Source organism: Novosphingobium sp. (assembly GCF_027486195.1).
Lineage (GTDB): Bacteria > Pseudomonadota > Alphaproteobacteria > Sphingomonadales > Sphingomonadaceae > Novosphingobium.
Genome location: NZ_JAIXPP010000123.1, coordinates 1 through 17,003, shown reverse-complemented (window position 1 = coordinate 17,003; position 17,003 = coordinate 1). Strand labels below are relative to the sequence as shown.

At 65.8% G+C, this 17,003-nt stretch carries 15 protein-coding genes; 9 read left to right on the top strand and 6 right to left on the bottom strand.

All coding sequences use genetic code 11. From position 1 onward, the window contains the following. Positions 1-30 precede the first annotated feature (30 nt). The 3 genes from Q0071_RS20660 to Q0071_RS20650 form a co-directional block, all read right to left on the bottom strand. Entirely contained in the window at positions 31-1,365 is a 1,335-nt protein-coding gene (locus tag Q0071_RS20660; RefSeq protein WP_298174187.1) for an SMP-30/gluconolactonase/LRE family protein, read from the bottom strand. Positions 1,366-1,544: 179 nt separating this feature from the next. After that, positions 1,545-2,363, bottom strand: a complete 819-nt coding sequence (locus Q0071_RS20655) for a DUF6644 family protein (protein ID WP_298174185.1) — start codon at positions 2,361-2,363, stop codon at positions 1,545-1,547. Beyond that, positions 2,360-2,989: a DUF6644 family protein gene (locus Q0071_RS20650; protein ID WP_298174183.1), complete on the bottom strand. Its 630-nt coding sequence runs from the start codon at positions 2,987-2,989 to the stop codon at positions 2,360-2,362. Before Q0071_RS20650 ends, Q0071_RS20655 begins: the two co-directional genes overlap by 4 nt. A gap of 210 nt (positions 2,990-3,199) precedes the next feature. On the opposite strand from Q0071_RS20650, the gene Q0071_RS20645 reads away from it, so the two are divergent. Then, a complete protein-coding gene (locus Q0071_RS20645; RefSeq protein ID WP_298174181.1) occupies positions 3,200-5,230 on the top strand; it encodes a TonB-dependent receptor in 2,031 nt (676 codons plus the stop codon). Between the two features lie 12 nt (positions 5,231-5,242). Here the strand turns inward: Q0071_RS20645 and Q0071_RS20640 are convergent, their stop codons facing one another. Then, positions 5,243-6,025, bottom strand: a complete 783-nt coding sequence (locus Q0071_RS20640; protein WP_298174179.1) for a phosphatase PAP2 family protein — start codon at positions 6,023-6,025, stop codon at positions 5,243-5,245. Between the two features lie 179 nt (positions 6,026-6,204). Between Q0071_RS20640 and Q0071_RS20635 the strand changes: the two genes are divergently transcribed. From Q0071_RS20635 to Q0071_RS20620, 4 genes are all read left to right on the top strand, one after another. Further along, positions 6,205-6,747 carry a heme NO-binding domain-containing protein gene (locus Q0071_RS20635; RefSeq protein WP_298174177.1) on the top strand — a complete coding sequence of 181 codons (543 nt, stop codon included), beginning with the start codon at positions 6,205-6,207 and terminating at the stop codon, positions 6,745-6,747. Between the two features lie 175 nt (positions 6,748-6,922). Next, positions 6,923-7,459 carry a heme NO-binding domain-containing protein gene (locus Q0071_RS20630; RefSeq protein WP_298174175.1) on the top strand — a complete coding sequence of 179 codons (537 nt, stop codon included), beginning with the start codon at positions 6,923-6,925 and terminating at the stop codon, positions 7,457-7,459. Positions 7,460-7,504: 45 nt separating this feature from the next. Continuing rightward, entirely contained in the window at positions 7,505-9,418 is a 1,914-nt protein-coding gene (locus Q0071_RS20625) for an ATP-binding protein (protein WP_298174256.1), read from the top strand. A gap of 28 nt (positions 9,419-9,446) precedes the next feature. Beyond that, positions 9,447-9,785: an Hpt domain-containing protein gene (locus Q0071_RS20620; protein ID WP_298174173.1), complete on the top strand. Its 339-nt coding sequence runs from the start codon at positions 9,447-9,449 to the stop codon at positions 9,783-9,785. On the opposite strand, the gene Q0071_RS20615 is transcribed toward Q0071_RS20620, so the two are convergent. Next, a complete protein-coding gene (locus Q0071_RS20615) occupies positions 9,779-11,212 on the bottom strand; it encodes a WecB/TagA/CpsF family glycosyltransferase (protein WP_298174171.1) in 1,434 nt (477 codons plus the stop codon). The genes Q0071_RS20620 and Q0071_RS20615 overlap by 7 nt on opposite strands. A gap of 277 nt (positions 11,213-11,489) precedes the next feature. Here Q0071_RS20615 and Q0071_RS20610 point away from each other — a divergent pair, with 277 nt between their 5' ends. The 4 genes from Q0071_RS20610 to Q0071_RS20595 are packed head-to-tail and all read left to right on the top strand — an operon-like array spanning position 11,490 to position 15,781. After that, positions 11,490-12,788 carry an oligosaccharide flippase family protein gene (locus Q0071_RS20610; RefSeq protein WP_298174169.1) on the top strand — a complete coding sequence of 433 codons (1,299 nt, stop codon included), beginning with the start codon at positions 11,490-11,492 and terminating at the stop codon, positions 12,786-12,788. Continuing rightward, a complete protein-coding gene (locus Q0071_RS20605; RefSeq protein ID WP_298174167.1) occupies positions 12,785-13,726 on the top strand; it encodes a glycosyltransferase family A protein in 942 nt (313 codons plus the stop codon). The genes Q0071_RS20610 and Q0071_RS20605 overlap by 4 nt, the downstream gene beginning before the upstream one ends. Beyond that, complete coding sequence (locus tag Q0071_RS20600) at positions 13,713-14,741, top strand: glycosyltransferase family 2 protein (RefSeq protein WP_298174165.1); 1,029 nt, start codon at positions 13,713-13,715, stop codon at positions 14,739-14,741. Before Q0071_RS20605 ends, Q0071_RS20600 begins: the two co-directional genes overlap by 14 nt. After that, entirely contained in the window at positions 14,738-15,781 is a 1,044-nt protein-coding gene (locus Q0071_RS20595) for a glycosyltransferase family 4 protein (protein WP_298174163.1), read from the top strand. Before Q0071_RS20600 ends, Q0071_RS20595 begins: the two co-directional genes overlap by 4 nt. Here the strand turns inward: Q0071_RS20595 and Q0071_RS20590 are convergent. Further along, a partial coding sequence (locus tag Q0071_RS20590; RefSeq protein ID WP_298174161.1) for an O-antigen ligase domain-containing protein occupies positions 15,723-17,003 on the bottom strand: 1,281 nt, incomplete at its 5' end. The genes Q0071_RS20595 and Q0071_RS20590 overlap by 59 nt on opposite strands.

The following is a 17,003-nucleotide window of genomic DNA, read 5'->3' as shown; positions in this document are numbered from 1 at the left end:
TCCTGTTCTGCAAAAGGGGCGCGCACCGGGTCACTTGCCCGGGCGGTCGACACCCTTGGTCAGCGTGGCGATGCGGTAGGCCGAGCCGCGCCCGACAATCACGAGTTGGTTGTGGTCCTTGCCGCCGAACGCGAGGTTCTGGGGCTGCTTGGCGAGCTTGATCACGCCGAGCGGCTGGCCTTCGGGCGAGAACACCTCGATGCCGAGCGTGCTGGTGACGTAGACCCGTCCGTCCTGATCGACGACGATGCCATCCGCGCCGCTGGTGGGGCCGTTGGGAGTGGTCTTGAAGCCCGCCAGCTTCACGAAATCGCGCCGCGCCGTCAGGCTGCCATCGGGCTGCACAGTCCAGGCGAGGAGATACTCGCCCGCTGTGTTGGCGACATAGACGGTCTTTTCATCGGGGCTCAGGGCGACGCCGTTGGGGCGGCGGATATCGTCGGCGACGAGGTGGACCTTGCCCTTTTTGTCGAGCCAGTAAAACCCGGTCTTGGGCGGGACCGGGGGGGGAGGGGTGCCCGCTGCGGCAGGCGCGCCGGGATCGGAGAAGTAGATGTTGCCGCTGCGCGCGAGCGCGAGGTCGTTGGGCCGGTTGAGCGGCTTGCCGTCGAACTTGTCGGCCAGCACCTTCTTCACCGGTTGCAGCACGGCAATGGCGGACGGCGCGGTCTGCACGGCGAGCAACTCGCCCTTGGCCGAAAGTGCCAGAGCGTTGGCGCCGCCGGTTTTTTCGAGGAAGGTCGAGACTGTTGCGTCTGTGCCGATCTTCACGAGGCGGTCGGCGCGGTTTTCGGTGAAGAGCACCGAGCCATCCGCCAGCGCGATGGGCCCTTCGGTGCCCTCGAAACCCTCGCGGATCACTTCAACGCGGGTTCCCGCCTTGACGACGCCGGGAATCTCGGGCGTCACGATCTTCTGGCCGTAGACCGCGCCGCCCTCGGCGATATAGTCCTGAATGCCGATAGCGCCGGCAACATTGAAGCCCTTGGCCAGGAGCAGCGCGGCAGCCTTGGCGGCGCGCCCGGCATGGTTCGAGATCGTCACGACCTGACGGTCACGCGGGATGTAGGCGAGGAAGCGGTCGAGCTCGGAGATCTGGATGTTGAGGATCACCGGCAGGCTGCCGATCTCGCTGATCTCGTCGGCGCGGCGCACGTCGATGAACACGACCTTGTCGGGCGTGGTGAGCAGGGCATCGATCTGGGCCTTGGAAAGCTTGGGCGCGGCAGGCGCGGGGGCCGATGCAGCGACTTCCTGCGCAAAGGTGGTGCCAGCCGGGAGAGCCGCAACCAGCGCGGCGGCGAGCGCGATTTGCGAAATGGCGCGACGGCCGGGCGTGGCAGCAGGCTTGATGGTGAATTGCACTTGGACCCCCATTGAGAAAAACATCAATGAGAGGCACTTAACAGTTCAAGAAAGAACGAAAACCAAGGATTCGTAATAAGCTTATTAGTCCAGATCACCTTCACGAAAAACAGTATTGGCCGAAACATGTTCTATGCTCGGTCAATAAAAATTGAGTTTCAGCACTTATACAAATTCAATCAACTGAAACCGATCCAGCGACCGGCCGCTGCAACCGTGACCCAGGCGAGCGAGGAAGAAAACGCGGCAAGGCGCGGCGCAGCTAGGAAGGACGCGGCTGCGTGGCGCGATTCGAGCGCGCCGGTCAGCACCGCCCCGCCGAGCGCGAGAACGAACGCGACAAGCCCCGCCGAGGGATTGCCGGTGAGCGTGAGACTAACGGCAAGCGCCGCGATCAGCGCCAGCAGGCCGAGATAGGCGCGGCGATATTCCGAGAGGACGGCAGCGAATAGCGCAAACCCGGCCAGCGCGACGAGCAGCGCGCCCGAGCTCAACACGCTTGTCACGCCAAACAGCACCAGCGCGGCAAGCCAGAGCGCGATAGCGGCCCCCGCCAGCAGCACGGGCGGCGGGGTGGCTTCGCCCGTGCCGCTGCGCACTTGCCGTGAGACCGACAGGCTGAGCAGGATCGCGGCGACAAGTGCGATCATTTTCACGAAGAAGGCACCGTTTGGCAGCAGCGTAACGATCGTTGCCAGCCCCATGTAGAGCCCGGTGAGCACCGTCCCGATGATGCCGCCGATCAACCACGGCCGCGTCGCGCGCTCGACGCGGGTGGCGGGCACATCACCCAGCGCACCGCCGAGCAGCCGCAGATTAAGGACGAGCACGGCGCCGCCGAGCGCTACCATGGAGAGAATGTGGAAGGTCTCGACAATCGCGAAGAGCCAGGTCGTCTGGTTGAGCTGCTTGATCAACTCGACCTGCGCCAGCGCATCGAGCGGGCCTTGGAGCGCGGGGAGGAGATCGCGGAAATTGATGGCGGCGAAGAGGATCACTGGGCAATCTCCCGGTCGATCTTCTCGAGCGCGGCGTCGTGCACCGCGCACTGGGCCACGGCGCTGACGAAGGCACCGGGGTTCATGCAGGTCACCCAGTCGTAGGCCATGTAGCGCCCGGCGAAGATGACGAGAAACCACAGCGCGATCGAGGTCGCCCCGGCAGCGCGCACGCGGGCGGGCGGGCGCTCTGCAGTATCCCATTCGGGACGATTGGACTGCACGCGCAGATGGAACCAGAAGATGTTGAGCGCGGCGGCGAGGAGGAACGCCAGCTTCAGGCGAAACGCCAGATTGTGATAGTATTCCAATGGGTTGGAGAAGAAGAGCGCAGAGCCGGTGATGAGCAGGACTAGGAAACCGCCGACTGTCCACGGCAGCAGGCTGTCCGATATGCGCGAAACCGGCGTCGTGCGCAGCGCAATGCCGAGCAGGCGCAGATCGACGAACAGGATCGTCCCGGCGAACAGCATCAGCGTGATCAGATGCGTGCCTTCGATCATCATCCACAGCCGCTCGGAGGAAAGCAACTGCGCGCTCCACGAGGTATCGGGCACGATCTTGCCCGAGGCATCGAGCGTCGCGCCCAGCCGGTATTGCAGCTCCGCCAGCCAGTCGGAAATCATCGAATACGTGCCCCGCTACCCCGCGCGCTCCATCAGGCATGGGCGCAGCGCCGCACCGTGCGGCTGCCTTCAGAACTAAGTCGGGGGTGGGGGCACCGGAACAATGCGTTTGGCATATGCTTGGCACCGGCGGTGCTTATGCCCGCTGCGCACAAGCTTGTAGTGCAATGTTGGAAGGCGCACGCCGACGGCTGCGGCATAGCCACCGGCATGATGGGGCAATCAGACATGTGCGCGCCGGCTTTTGCCGTGGCTGCGGCGTTGGCAGCGGCACTAGCCGCGCTCCCGGCCCATGCGGATGAGGCGGAAGGGGCGGCCGACACGCCGCCTCAGATCGTCGTGTTCGGCCGGGGCGAGACGCGCATTGGCACCGCCGCTGCCGCCAGCGAGGGCAGCATTGCGGGTGCGGACCTGCTGGTGCGTCCGCTGCTCAAGGTTTCCGAATTGCTCGAAGCGATCCCCGGCATGGTCGCCGCGCAGCATTCGGGCAGCGGCAAGGCCAACCAGTATTTCCTGCGCGGGTTCAATCTCGATCACGGATCGGATTTCACCACTTATATCGATGATGTGCAGATGAACCTGCGCTCGCACGGGCACGGGCAAGGTTATCTCGACCTCAACGGCCTCATCCCCGAGGTGATCGAGCGCGAGACCTTCCGCAAGGGCCCCTACCGCGCCGATGGCGGCGATTTCGCGCTCGCTGGCGCGGCCTATATGTCCACGATCAAGGGCTTCGATGCGCCGTGGACCTCGGTAGAGGGCGGTGGCTATGGCTGGCGGCGGCTGGCGAGTGGCGGGACGCTGCCCGCAGGCACTGGCAAGCTCACACTTGCGTTGCAGGCCAAGGCCTATGATGGGCCGTGGCAGCAGCCGGAACACCTGCGCCACTATGCTGGTTTCGCCAAGTGGCTGGGCCCGGTGGGAGCATCCGAACTCGCGCTCACCCTGCATGCCTACCGCGCCACCTGGCGGCCAACCGAACAGATCCCCGAACGCATCATCGGCTCGCCTGTCTGCGCGGACGTGTTCTGCTCGCCCGATCCCACCGCACGGGGCGAGACGACCCGGATCATTGCCAACGCCGCGCTCTCCGCGCCGGGCTGGCGGATCAATGCCTATGCGCAGGTTTATGACTGGTCGATGCTCTCGAATCCGACCTATGCCGATGCCAGCGGCGCCAGTGCGCAGATCGACCAGTTCGATCGCCGCATGGTCTATGGCCTGAAAGGCGAGCGGGCATGGACGCTCTCGCCCGCGCTGGAGCTCAGCCTCGGCACCGAAAACCGCTACGATGCCGTCAGCAACGTTGGCGTTGGGCAGGCCTCGGCGGGCCGCTTCGTGCGCTCGCTCGGGTTCTACCGCCTATCCGAGGCCTCGGCCTCGCTGTGGGGCGCGGCCACGCTGCGCCCGCTGCCGGGACTGCGCCTGACCGCCGGGCTGCGCGGCGACTGGTACCATGCCTCGGTCCATGCGCGCGATCCCGAGGCTGCAGCGCTGGGGCAGGGGACCGCCAGCCAGACCCTTGCCTCGCCCAAACTCGCCGCCGCATGGAGCCCAGCACCCTGGGCCGAACTCTACCTCAACTGGGGCGAGGGCTTTCATTCGAATGACGCGCGCGGCACAGTCAACACCGCCGCACGCGTGCCGCTGCTGGTGCGCGGGCGCGGGCACGAGGCGGGCCTTCGCCTCCAGCGCGGCACCGCAACGTTTACCGCGACATGGTGGGCACTCAATGTCGCCAGCGAACTGCGCTTCGTCGGCGATTCCAACGCGGTCGAGCCCTCGGGCGCGAGCAACCGCCATGGGATCGAGCTTGTCGGCTTCTGGCGGCCCGCGTCGTGGCTGGCGCTCGATGCCAGTTTCACCGCCAGTCACGCCCGATATGACAATGGCGATCACATCCCCAATGCCTTCGAGAATGCCGCTTCGGCTGGTGTCTCGTTCATTCACGGCGGCTGGGAAGCGGCGCTGCGCATGCGCCACCTTGGCCCTTCGCCGCTCGTCGAGGACAATTCGGTGCGCGACAAGGGTAGCACCGTGTTCAACTTGCGCGCCGCTCGCAAGCTGGGGTGGATCGAGCTCTATGCCGATCTGCTCAATGTGCTGAACAGCCGCGACAAGGACATCGCCTACTTCTACGAATCATACATACCCGCCTTCGATGCCGCCCCGGTGGAAGGCCGGCTCAGCCGCGTGGTCGAACCGCGCACCTTGCGGGTGGGGGTGAAGATCGGGCTATGATCGCGCGGTTCCCTACAGCGAGTGCGCTGTGCCGGATGCCGCCGTGTTCAAGGCCGTGATCTGGGCGCTGTCGTCGTCCAGCCCGGTCAGATGCCCGGCAAGGTCGGCGAAGTCCCGCATGTCGCTGAGCATCGTCGCAATCTGGAAGGTGATCAGCATCAGCACCGGATTGACGAGCACCGGCCGCTCGAACGTCTGGGCCGCAAGCCAGCGCATCGGCGCGCTGTCGGCCATCAGGCGGACGCCGACGAGCACCACGATCACGCCGATCATGCCGCCAACGAGGATGTCCGATGCGAAATGCAGACCGAGGTAGAGCCGCGGCAGGGCAATGACAGTGGCGACATAGGCATAGGCCAGCCACCCGGCGCGGCGGTTCACCAGCAAGAGCCCTGTGGCCATCGCGAAGAACAGGACCGCGTGATCGCTGGGAAAGGAGCTCTGCTCCATCATCCTGGGCGCCAGATCGCGCAATCCTTGCGGCACATGCATGGCGAGGTCTTCCTGCAGGAAGGGGCGCAGGCGGAAGGGCATGAGCTTGGCGAGCGCCAGCGCGATGACTTCGCCCACGCAGCTTGCCAGCATCGCGGAGGCCAGGATCGCGCGATCGGCGGCAAGGCCGATGCGGTTGCCCGGTGTTGCCCCTCCCGCAGGGGCAATCCAGAAGCAGCTGGCCGCCGCGATCAGCGCCGCGCCCTTGAGGAGGTTGCTGGCCGATACCGTCAGCATGAAGGCATCGAAGCCGGGCGCGCGGCCAAGCAGCAGGGCCATGACGCGTGAAATGGTCTCGTCCATGTGTAGTCTGTCCTGTCTTCAAAGCGGTTTCGCCCGGCGGCGGCATGGCGGGCGGGGGCGGTCTGGCAACGCTTCAACGTCACTCCTGGCAAACAGCATAAATCATGCCAATCTGCGTTAACCGTAACAATTCGTGCGGACGTCTTGTCACGTAACACTTGGCATGCGATCTGCGCGGCATGAAGGGCCTGGTTTTTTCCGAGATGCTGGCCTGGGCGGAGGATGCCTATTCACCGGCAATGGTCGATCAAATGATCGTGCAATCGGGCGTTCCGAACGACGGCGCTTACACCTCGGTCGGGAACTATCCGCATGGCGAGGCGCTGGCGCTTTTCGGCGCGCTGGCCGAACTGACCGGCGAACCGCTTGGCGATCTGGCGCGCGTCTATGGATACTGGCTCGCCGGGCGGTTTGTGACGCTCTATCCCGAACTGGTTGGCGTCTATCCCGATGCGGAAAGCCTGCTGGCGGGCGTGGGGCCGCACATCCATGAGGAAGTGACACAGCTCTATCCTGAAGCGCAGCCGCCGCAGGTTCATTCAAGCCCGATCGCGGGCGGGATGCAGCTTGATTATGCCTCGCACCGACCTTTTGCGCCGCTGGCGCACGGGTTGATCGAGGGGTTTGTGGCGCACTTCGGCAATCACCATACGATTGCGCGCGAGGATCTGGACACCAGCGGCAAGTCTGCGCGGTTTACGATTTCGCAAATCCCGGCCTGAATTGCCTCGTTGCAACTTGCAACAAAATCTTTGCAAATTGCAATGATTGCTCATGCAAATTGCAAAGATTCTTCGCGCTCAGCAACGACCATTTGCCTGTGCTGCAAGGCGTTTGACCCCATGGCACGTTGCTTGCTTTATCCCCGGTGATCGGCATTCACTCCGGGGTAACCACATGAAGGGCGTCATATTTTCCGAGCTCATTCATTGGGTGGAGGAGACCTATTCCCCGGGCATTGCCGATCGGATGATCGTACAGGCGGAGCTTCCGGGTGAAGGGAGCTATACCAGCGTCGGCAATTATCCCCACGTGCAGGCTCTCGCCATGATCGGCCAGTTGGTCGAGATCACCGGCCGGCCGGTCGATGCTCTGGCCGATGCATATGGCTACTGGCTCTCGTCGCGGCTTGCCGCGTTATATCCCCAGTTCTTCGTCGGCTACACCGATGCGATCAGCTTTCTCAAGGCGATCGACGGGATCCACCAGAAGGAAGTGACCAAGCTCTACCCTGATGCGCTGACACCGCGCGTTATTGCCGAGGTGGATGGGCAGGACCTGCTCGTCAGCTATGCCTCGCACCGCCCGTTCGCCGAAGTCGCGCATGGCCTGATCCGGGGCTACATCGATCACTTCGGCGATGATCTCGTCATCCTGCGGGATGAGCAAACGCAGGGGCCACATGCGGCGCGCTTCATCCTGCAGCGCAAGTAGGGTATTAACCGGAGACCACTAGAAAGCGGTCCGCAACGGGTAGTGATGGGCATGGATGCGGCAGCGGCAATGACGGCGGAAGAACTCGCGGCGGAACTGGCGCTGATGCGTCGCCGCCTTGCGCGTTCGGAATCCGCGCGTACCCAGGCCGAAGCGCTGCTGGAGATCAAGAGCCGGGTCCTGGCGCAAGCCAACGAGCAGCTCAAGGCCAATCGCGAGCTCCTGCGCATCGAACTGGGCCAGCGCACGCGCCAGTTGCTTGAGGCGCAGCGCGTGGCGGGCTTCGGCACGATGATCTGGGATGCCGAGGCCTTCAAGGGCGAGCTTTCGCCCTACTGCCAGGCCCTGCTTGGCCTCCCCGGCCTCGCCGAGATCGACGGCGCGGTGAGCGCGAGCGGCTCGCACCCGATGCTCGATCGTGTGGTTCCGGAAGAGCGCCAGAAGGTGTTCGAGTGGTCCGAGCGGCTGACGAGCCGTGCGCTGGAACTCAAGCGGAGCGGTGTTTTCAGTCACCATGACGGCTTGAGCCAGATCTGCAGTACCGAAGCCTGCGGGAGTTGCGCCAACCTGACCGATTGCGACCGCATGCTGGAGTTTCGCATCGCCGGCCAGAGCGACGGCGAAGCCAATCGCATGATCCGGGCGCTTGCCGAAACTTCGATCGACGAGGACCTCGGCCGCGCGCTGGTGTTCATTACGGTGCAGGATATCACGCGCGAGATCGAGGCGGCCAACGAAGCCGATGCCCTGCGCCAGCGCGACCAGCGCCGCATGCGCGAACTGGAGCAACTCGCGGTCGAACTGCGCGCTGCGCGGGAAGTGGCCGATCGGGCGAATGCCGCCAAGACCCGGTTTCTCGCGATGATGAGCCACGACATCCGCACGCCGATGAACGGCGTGATCGGTATGCTCGAGCTGTTCGACGATGCCGGCCTCAGCGAGAGCCAGCATGAAATGCTGCGGCTGATGCGGGCCAGCGGCGATCAGCTGCGGATGCTGCTGGACGACATCATCGATCTGGAGCAGGCCGAATCCGGGAAGCTGACGCTCGCAGCCTTTCCGCTCGAGGTGGGGACGTTCCTTGGCACGTCCATCGGCTTCTGGGCGCGCGCGGCGCGCCACAAGGGGCTCACGCTCGAACTGGAACGCGCGGCATTCGGCTATGGCAGGCCGATGGTGGAATGGATCGTGGCGGACCGTTACCGGTTGCGCCAGATCATCGACAACCTCGTCAGCAATGCCGTCAAGTATACCCGGCGCGGCGGGATCCTCGTGCGGGTCGGTCCGGTCGCCGATGACCGCTTCCGCTTTGAGGTGATCGATACCGGCATCGGCATTCCGCCCGAGCGACGTGCGGAAATCTTCGTGGATTTCGGACAGCTGCACACCGCCGACGTCCAGGCGGGCGGATCGGGCCTCGGCCTTGCGATCTGCCGCCGCATTGTCGAGCTGATGGGCGGCAGTATCGGCGTGGAGGTCGGGCCCGGGGGCGTTGGCTCCTGCTTCTGGGTGGAGCTGCCCTTTGTCGAGGTCGATGGGCCGACGGCGGCCAAGCAGAAAGAGGAAAAACGCCTGCGCCGCTTCGATGGCGGGAGGCTGCGCGTGCTGGTGGCGGAAGACGTCGAAACGAACCGCATCGTGGCCCGCGGCATGCTTAGCAAGCTTGGCTGCGATGTCGAGCTTGTCACCAACGGCGAGGAAGCGGTTGAGGCGGTGCGGCGCGGGGAGTTCGATGTCGTGCTCATGGACATGAGCATGCCGGTGCTCGATGGACCGGAGGCAACGCGCCGGATCAAGGCGATCCCGGGCGCGGTCAGCCGCACGCCGATCATCGCGCTCACCGCCTATTCGGGGCGGGCGGAACTCGCGCCGATGATGACAGCTGGCGCGATCGGCGTCGTCAAGAAGCCGATTGTCCTCGACGAGCTATACCGCGCCATCAAATCGGTCTGCCGCTGAGCGCGCCGCTTTTACGGAGTTTCTTGCGATGTTATCTGAAGCGGGCGCGGATCTGGTCGATCCGCAAGCGGTCGATGGGTTGTTCGGGGGCATGGACCCCGATACCTGCGATCTGCTGCTCGATGCCGCCGCCGCCGATGCCACGGAGTTGACCGAGCGGCTGGTGCAGGCGTGGCAGGACGGTGATGCCACCGAGCAAGGCCGGGCGCGTCATTCGCTGAAAGGCATCTGCGGCAACTTTGGCATGACCTTGCTTTTTGAGCGTTGCGCCGGCGATCTTGCCACCGCCGCAGCGCTCAAGGACCTGCGCGACTGCCGCGAGGCGAGCCTTGCGGCTCTGCGCGCGGCGGTCGCCCGGCTTCAATAGGCCCCCCGCGCGGTCAGCACCGCTGGCACCGTGCGCAGGATCAGCACGATGTCCTTCAGGAACGAACGCGTGCGCAAGTACTCGATATCGAGCCGCACCTGCTGCTCGAACGGGATCTCCGCGCGGCCGGAAACCTGCCAGGTGCAGGTGAGGCCGGGGCGACCCGCCAGTCGCTCGCGCTGATGGGGCGCCAGCGCGAGCACTTCGCGCGGCAGGCCCGGGCGCGGCCCGACCAGCGACATCTCGCCCGAGACGACGTTGAGCAGCTGCGGCAACTCATCGAGCGAGAGCCGGCGCAGCAGCGTGCCGACGCGGGTCACGCGCGGATCGCGGCGCATCTTGAAGCAGGTGTCGTCGCGATCGGATTGCGCGGCGAGCCCGGCAAGGCGCGCTTCGGCATCGACGACCATCGAGCGGAACTTCCACATGCGGAAGGGCAGCCCCCGCTTGCCGATGCGGGTCTGGCGGAAGAACACCGGCCCGCCGTCCTCGCACGTGATGGCGAGCGCAATGATCGCGAAGAGCGGCAGGAACAGGACCAGCGCGGCGAAGACGGCGGCAAGATCAAAGCCCCGCTTGAGCCGTTCTGACAAAGCCTCGGCATGTCCGCGCGCCTGCCAGGCGTGGGCTGCGGCGGCGACCAGAAACAGTGGGTTGCCAACGACATAGCGCATGAAGAGGCGGCGCGGTTCCTGCATCAGGCGCCAGGCCCATTCGCAGCCCAGCTTACGCAAGGCGAGCGGTGCGCGCGGCACGGCGCCGGAGTAGTAATCAAACAGGCCGCCGACCCCCATGACCACGCGCGCGGTGAGGCGGCTGCGCACCCGGGCAATCCACTTTTCCTGAAGCGGCACGCCAAGGCCGACCATGAGGATCGCCGCGCCCGAGGCGTTGATCTCGGCAATCACGCGGTCCTCCTCGGCGGCGGACCAGTACCCGTCGCGCGTACCGGCAATGCGCAGGCCGGGATGGGTAGAGACCATCGTGCCCGCCGCCGCCGCCGCGATGCCGGGCTTGCCGCCCAGCAGCCAGATCGATTGCCCGCGCTGCGCAGCACGGCGGCACACTTCCGGGAAAAGATCGGTGCCATTGAGATTCTCGCCCATCGGCTCGCCGGCGAGGCGCGCGGCGATGGCCATGCCGCTGCCATCGGGGAGCAGATAGTCTGCCTTGGCGAGCGCGGCGCGGTAATCGGCGTCAAGGTTCAGCATGTTGATGCAGTGGGCATTGATGAACTGGATCGTGATCGGCGCGCGTCCTTCCGCCATGGCAACGATTGCCTTCGCTGCGCCGGAGAGCGAGCCGTTGACAAGTTCGAGGCCGAACAGGCGCGATGCGGGTGCATCGCCGGGATGGACGGGCAAGGGGGCCGGAGCCGGCCGGGCAGGCGCGAAGCCGTCCTGCATGATATCGAAACGCTTGAGCATGAAAGCCTCCAGTGGGATTGGAGGCTGCTGGTGCAGATGCTGTGCCAAGTCGGTTCAAGGCACGGAAATCTGCGATTGCTGCCGATTGCGCGGGCAGGCTCATTGTCTCAAAATTGCAATACGGCACGGTTGGACGGACATCGTTGCATTTTGCATCGCCATTTTGCGAATCTGCTTCGATTGAATCCCCATAAAACAATATAAAACAACGATATAAGATAATGGCACGAGCCTTGAAGATACCAGTGCAACTTTCGCATTTGCACAAGGCGGTTTCGTGCCACACCAGGTTGATCAGTCTCTATCCCGGCTTCGCGCCGCGCTGACTGGGCCGCTCATGCGCGGCTTCGGCGCTTACGGCGGCGCCGAGCTTGCCAATCGGGTTGTCCGCGTTGTAACCACTGTGGTTATTGCGCGGCAACTCGCGCCTGCCATTGTCGGTGAAGCGGCGCTGGCCCTGACCCTGTTCGAGCTGATCCGCGTGCTGAGCGGGATCGGCATCGGCCAACGCATCATCGCGGCGGCGGACGGTGAACTGGCGGCGGTCTGCAACACCGCGCGCCGCCTGTTCTGGGGCTGGGCGCTCGTGCTCGTCACGGTCCAGACGGCAGTCGCCGCAGTCCTCTGGTTGGGCTTCGGCGCGTTTGGCCCGGCAGCCATGCTGGCGGTGCTGGCACTGGTCTATCCGGTGATGCCGGCCGGCCTCGTCCAGTGCTACCTCGCCATGCGCGAGGGCCGCAATGCCGCGCTTGCCCGCACTGCGGCAAGCCAGGCGATCGCGGACCATGTGCTGACCGCCGTGCTGCTGCTGGCGTGGCCGAGCCCGTGGTCGGTGGTCCTGCCCAAGCTCATCACCGCGCCGGTCTGGCTGGTGATGACCCGCCGCAACCGTCCCTGGCAGCACGACGCCCACGCCGGTCACGCCTGCTGGCGCGGCATGGTCCGCTTCGGCGGCGGCGTGCTGGTTGCCGAGGGCCTGACCGCGCTGCGCCAGCAGGGCGACAATCTGGTGATCGTCGCCACCATGGGCAGCTCCGCGCTCGGCACCTACTACTTTGCCTACAACGCCGGGCTTGGAATCGTCACTTCGCTGGTCGGCGCGTTCGGGACGGTCTCGTTCCCGATGCTTTGTGCAGCGCCTTCGGGTCCGCGCCGCCTCGCCGTGTTGCGCAGCGTGCTGATCGGCGGCGTCGCCCTGTTTGTGCCGCTGGTTGCGGCGCAGGCGCTGCTCGCTCCGATCTACGTGCCGCTCGTGTTCGGCGCGCATTGGGCCTTTGCGGCTCCGCTGATCGCGATCCTGTGCCTTGCCGGGGTTGCCCAGCTGGCCTCGGTTCTCACCGCCAACTGGCTGCGCGCCGAAGGCCGCGTGGGCAGCGATGCCGGGCGCAGCCTGCTTGGCCTCACTCTCGCGCTGGGCGGGCTCTACATCGGCGCTCGCACCGGCAGCCTGACTGCTGCGGTGATCGGGCTGGTCACCGGCACGTTGCTCGCCGCGGCCATTTCGGCCGCCATCACACTCGCACCGGCCCTGCGCCGGACTTTGCCCGCCATCCCCGCCACGGAGCAGCCCGCATGAGCGCCCAAGGAAACACCCCACACGTTACCGTTGTCCTGCCGGTCTACAACGCCGCTGCCACGATCAGCGAGACCATCGCCTCGGTGCTGGCGCAGACCTTCATCGCGTTCGAGCTCGTCATCGTCAACGATGGCTCGACCGATGATACGCTCACCCGGCTGATGCCGCTGGCCGAAGTCGACCCGCGCATTCACCTCGTCTCGCGCCCGAACGGCGGTGTTTCGAGCGCCCGCAATCTCGGTGTCGAACTGGCGCGAGGCGAGCTGATTGCCTTCATCGATGCCGACGATCTCTGGGCGGCGGACAAGCTTGCTGTGCACGTCGCGCGCCACCGCAGCGATGCGAAGCTTGCGGCGAGCTATGCGCGGATCGGCTTTCTGCCGCAGCACGCCGCCACGCTCGATGCGTGCCGCACGCTGTCTTCGGTCGGCACGGGTCCGCTGCGCCTGATCGAGGTGCTGGGCGAAAACCCGGTCTGCACGATGTCGAACCTTGTCGTGTGGCGCGATGTGTTCATCGCTGCGGGCGGGCTCGATACCGGCCTGTCGCACGCCGAGGATCAGGAATTCGTGGCGCGGCTGCTCTCACGCGGGAGCCGGATCGAGGCGATCAATGCCGTGCTCGTGGGCTACCGGTTCAGCCCGGATGGCCTCTCGATGGATTTCGACCGGATGAAGGCTGGCTGGCAGCTGCTGGCACGTCGGCATCTTGATGGCCCGGCGCTGGCGGCGCTCGAGGCGCTCTATCTGCGTTATCTCGCGCGCCGCACGCTGCGGTCGGGCGGTTCGCCGGTCAAGGCGCTGTCCTATGCGCTCGCAGGCCTGCGCACGGAGCCCCGCGCCTTCCTCGCCGATCGCCGCCGCGGTCTCGGCACGCTCGCGGGCTCACTTGCCGCGCCCATTCTGCCGCGCGCGATGCGCCGCCATGTCTTTGCCTGAACACCTTTCTCCCGAGGATAATCTCATGAACCCCACCGTTTCCGTCGTCATGCCGGTCTACAATGTCGAAGCCTATGTGGCCGAGGCGATTGATTCCGTGCTCGCGCAGACCTTCACCGATTTCGAACTCATCGTCGTTGACGATGGCGGCAGCGATCGCAGCATGGAGATCGTGCGCGGTTACGAAGATCCGCGCCTGCGCATCGTCGTCCAGGCCAACCGCGGCCTCGCCGGTGCGCGCAACAGCGGCATTCTCGAAGCGCGCGGCGGCTATATCGCGCTGCTCGATTCCGATGATCGCTGGCTGCCCGAAAAGCTGGCGCTGCACGTGATCCATCTCGACCACAATCCCGAGATCGGCGTGAGCTTTTCGCCCTCGCGGTTCATCGATCGCGATGGCCGTCCGATGCGCCTTGTGCAAACGCCGAAGCTGGATGGCATCGAGGCGGAGGACATCTTCTGCCGCAATCCGGTGGGCAATGGCTCGGCTCCGGTGATCCGCCGCGCGGCGCTGGAAACCGTGGCGTTCCCCAATCCGGAAGAACCGGCGCGGGTGTGCTACTTCGATGAAAGCCTGCGCCAGTCGGAAGATATCGAGATGTGGCTGCGCCTTTCGGTCGCGGGCGGGGTCCGCTTCGCCGGGATCGAGCCCGCGCTCACCGAATACCGCGTCAATGGCGGGGGCCTCTCCTCGCAGGTCGTGCGCCAGTATCAGAGCTGGGAACAGGTTGTCGCGCGCCTCACCGGCTATGCGGCCGAGTTTGCGGGCACGCATGTCAGCCGCGCCCGCGCCTATCAGCTGCGCTATCTGGCGCGCCGCGCTGTCCAATTGGGCGATCCCGGCATGGCCCTGGCGCTGCTGCGCGAGGCGATGGCGAGCAATCGCCGCCCGCTGCTCGAGGAGCCGGTCAAGACCATGGTGACTGTGGTGGCCGCGCTGGCCGGCCGGATCATCGGCCCCGATCGCTTTGCCCGGCTGGCCGCGCTGGCCGTCGGCGGGAGGCTGGTGGCATGAACAGGCACCATCACAAGCCCCGGCTCGTCAACCTGCTCGACGATTTCGCCTTTGGCGGCGTTTCGCGAGGGCTCGGCATCTTTTCCTCGCAGATGGTGGCCGACGCGGCCGATTGCAGCGTGGTGGCGGTGCGCCCCGATGCGCTGATCGCGCCCCGGCTCGATGCCGATATCATCGTGCTGCATTTCCCGCCCAACTGGCGCCGCATCGCCTTTTTGCTCTCGCTTCGGGTCCGCAATCCGCGGGCGCGGATCGTGCACGTGGAGCACAGCTATACCCGCGCGTGGGAAACGCTGAAGGTCGAGCACAAGGGCCGCTTCCGCCTCATGCTGCGCATCGCGCTGCGGCTGGTGGATCAGGTGGTCTGCGTCTCCTGCGGGCAGGCTGACTGGCTGCGCGAAGTGGCGCAGCTGCCCTGGCACAAGGTCGATGTCATCTATCCCCATGCCGAGAATCCCGGGCTTTGCGCGCTGCCGCTTCCCGATTTCTCGTGCGAGCGGCCGCTCGTGATCGGTGCCTATGGCCGGTTCCACGAGCAGAAGGGCCTTGAGAACCTGATCGGCGCGCACCGTGCAGGGGCGCTGCCGGGGACGGAGCTCGTGATCGGCGGGTTCGGTCCGATGGAAGAGGAACTGCGCCAGCTTGCTGGTAACTCGCCCGATATCCGCTTTTTCGGCAAGATCGATGATGTCGCCGGATTCCTGCGCGGCTGCGATCTTGTCGCCGTACCCTCGCGCTGGGAAGCCTATGGCCAGGTCGCCTGCGAGGCGCGCGAGGCGGGACGTCCGATCCTTGTCGCGCCGGTCGATGGCTTGCCGGAACAGGTGGGCAGTGCGGGCCTCGTGATCGATTTCACCAATCCCGATGCCCTTGCGCGCGCCTTTGCCTCGCTCGACAACCAGCGCCTTGGCGTGATGGCGCGCGCGGCGCGGCGCTCTGCGCAGGATTGCGGGCTTGACCGGCAGCGCGAATGGGCGCGGCTTATCCGGCGGCTGGTGCCGCGTCAGGCGCGGCCGATCGGAGTTCCGGTGACGGCCTGAGCGCGATGCCGACGGCGAGCAGCGCGGGCCAGGCGATGTAGGTGAGCACCTCGAGGTTCTCGCCGAAGCTGTAGAGCCAGTAGGTCAGCGCCATGGCGAAGCCGAGCTGGCCGACCTTGCTGTCCATCGCGGCGCGAAACGTGGCGGCGAGGGTCCAGACCATCGGTACGGCCAGGGCGACGGCGCCCGCCAGCCCTTTGACGAAGAGCAGGCCGAACCATGTGTGGTGGCTGCCGATCGGCATGTATTCGACCATGTGCGGGCCGCGCTCGACGATGCCGTGGCCGAACCAGTAGGCTTCCGATTGCCAGCGCTGCACCGCGATCCGGCCGAGCGCCGCCCGCACGCGCGAGGAATCGGCGCGCGCGCTTGAGAAATCGCTCGTCATCTGATCGACCAGCGCGCGGAGCTGGGGGGAGAACCACGATCCCATCAGCACCAGCCCCGCGGCGCAGAACCACAGCACCGGCTGCCGCACTTTGCCCGCCAGCCATGCCAGCGGCACGATCACCGCCAGCGCAATGAGCGCGAGGCGGCTTTGCGACAGCAGGGCGACGAGCAACGAGGCGCTATAGCCCGTCCAGCGCCATTTCGTATCGGGCTCCATCCGCGCCAGCAGGAAATGGATCACTGCCACCATGCCGGCGGCGGGTGACCACGGCGCGAAGAATTGCCAGCGTGCAGTGCCGACACCGGGTTCGATGGTGTAGAGGATGGCGGCGAAGTACTCGTTGCCTGATCCGCCCAGCACAGCGAGCGGGGAGACCCAGAGCTTTTGTGGCAGGCCGACAAAGGGCGCAGCAAGGAAAAGTGGCAGCAGGATCAGCGTCTGCAGGCTGAGCCGGCAGACCGCACGCGAAAGCGCCTCCACGCGGATCGGGAGTGCAAACCCGGCGAGCGGGAACAGCGCCAGCAAGGCCCAGCCCTTGGCCCAGCCGACGGCCGACTTGATCGTCTGCCCGGTGCCGAGGTGGAACTGGGTGTGCCCGATGAAGAGGACCACCAGCATGGCTGCCATGCCGATCAGCCATGCCCAGATCGCCGGCGGCAACTGGCCGGGGCGTTCAGCCGCGGGCAGGGCAGGGGCATAGTACCAGGCCCGCACAGCAAGCAGGGCCAGCGCCCAACCGAGCACTGGCCCTGCAAAGTAGAGGCCGCCCGTGATCCACAGGATCCAGGTCGCGCCGATCGTGCCGGTGATCAGCCTTTCCGCAACATGCGC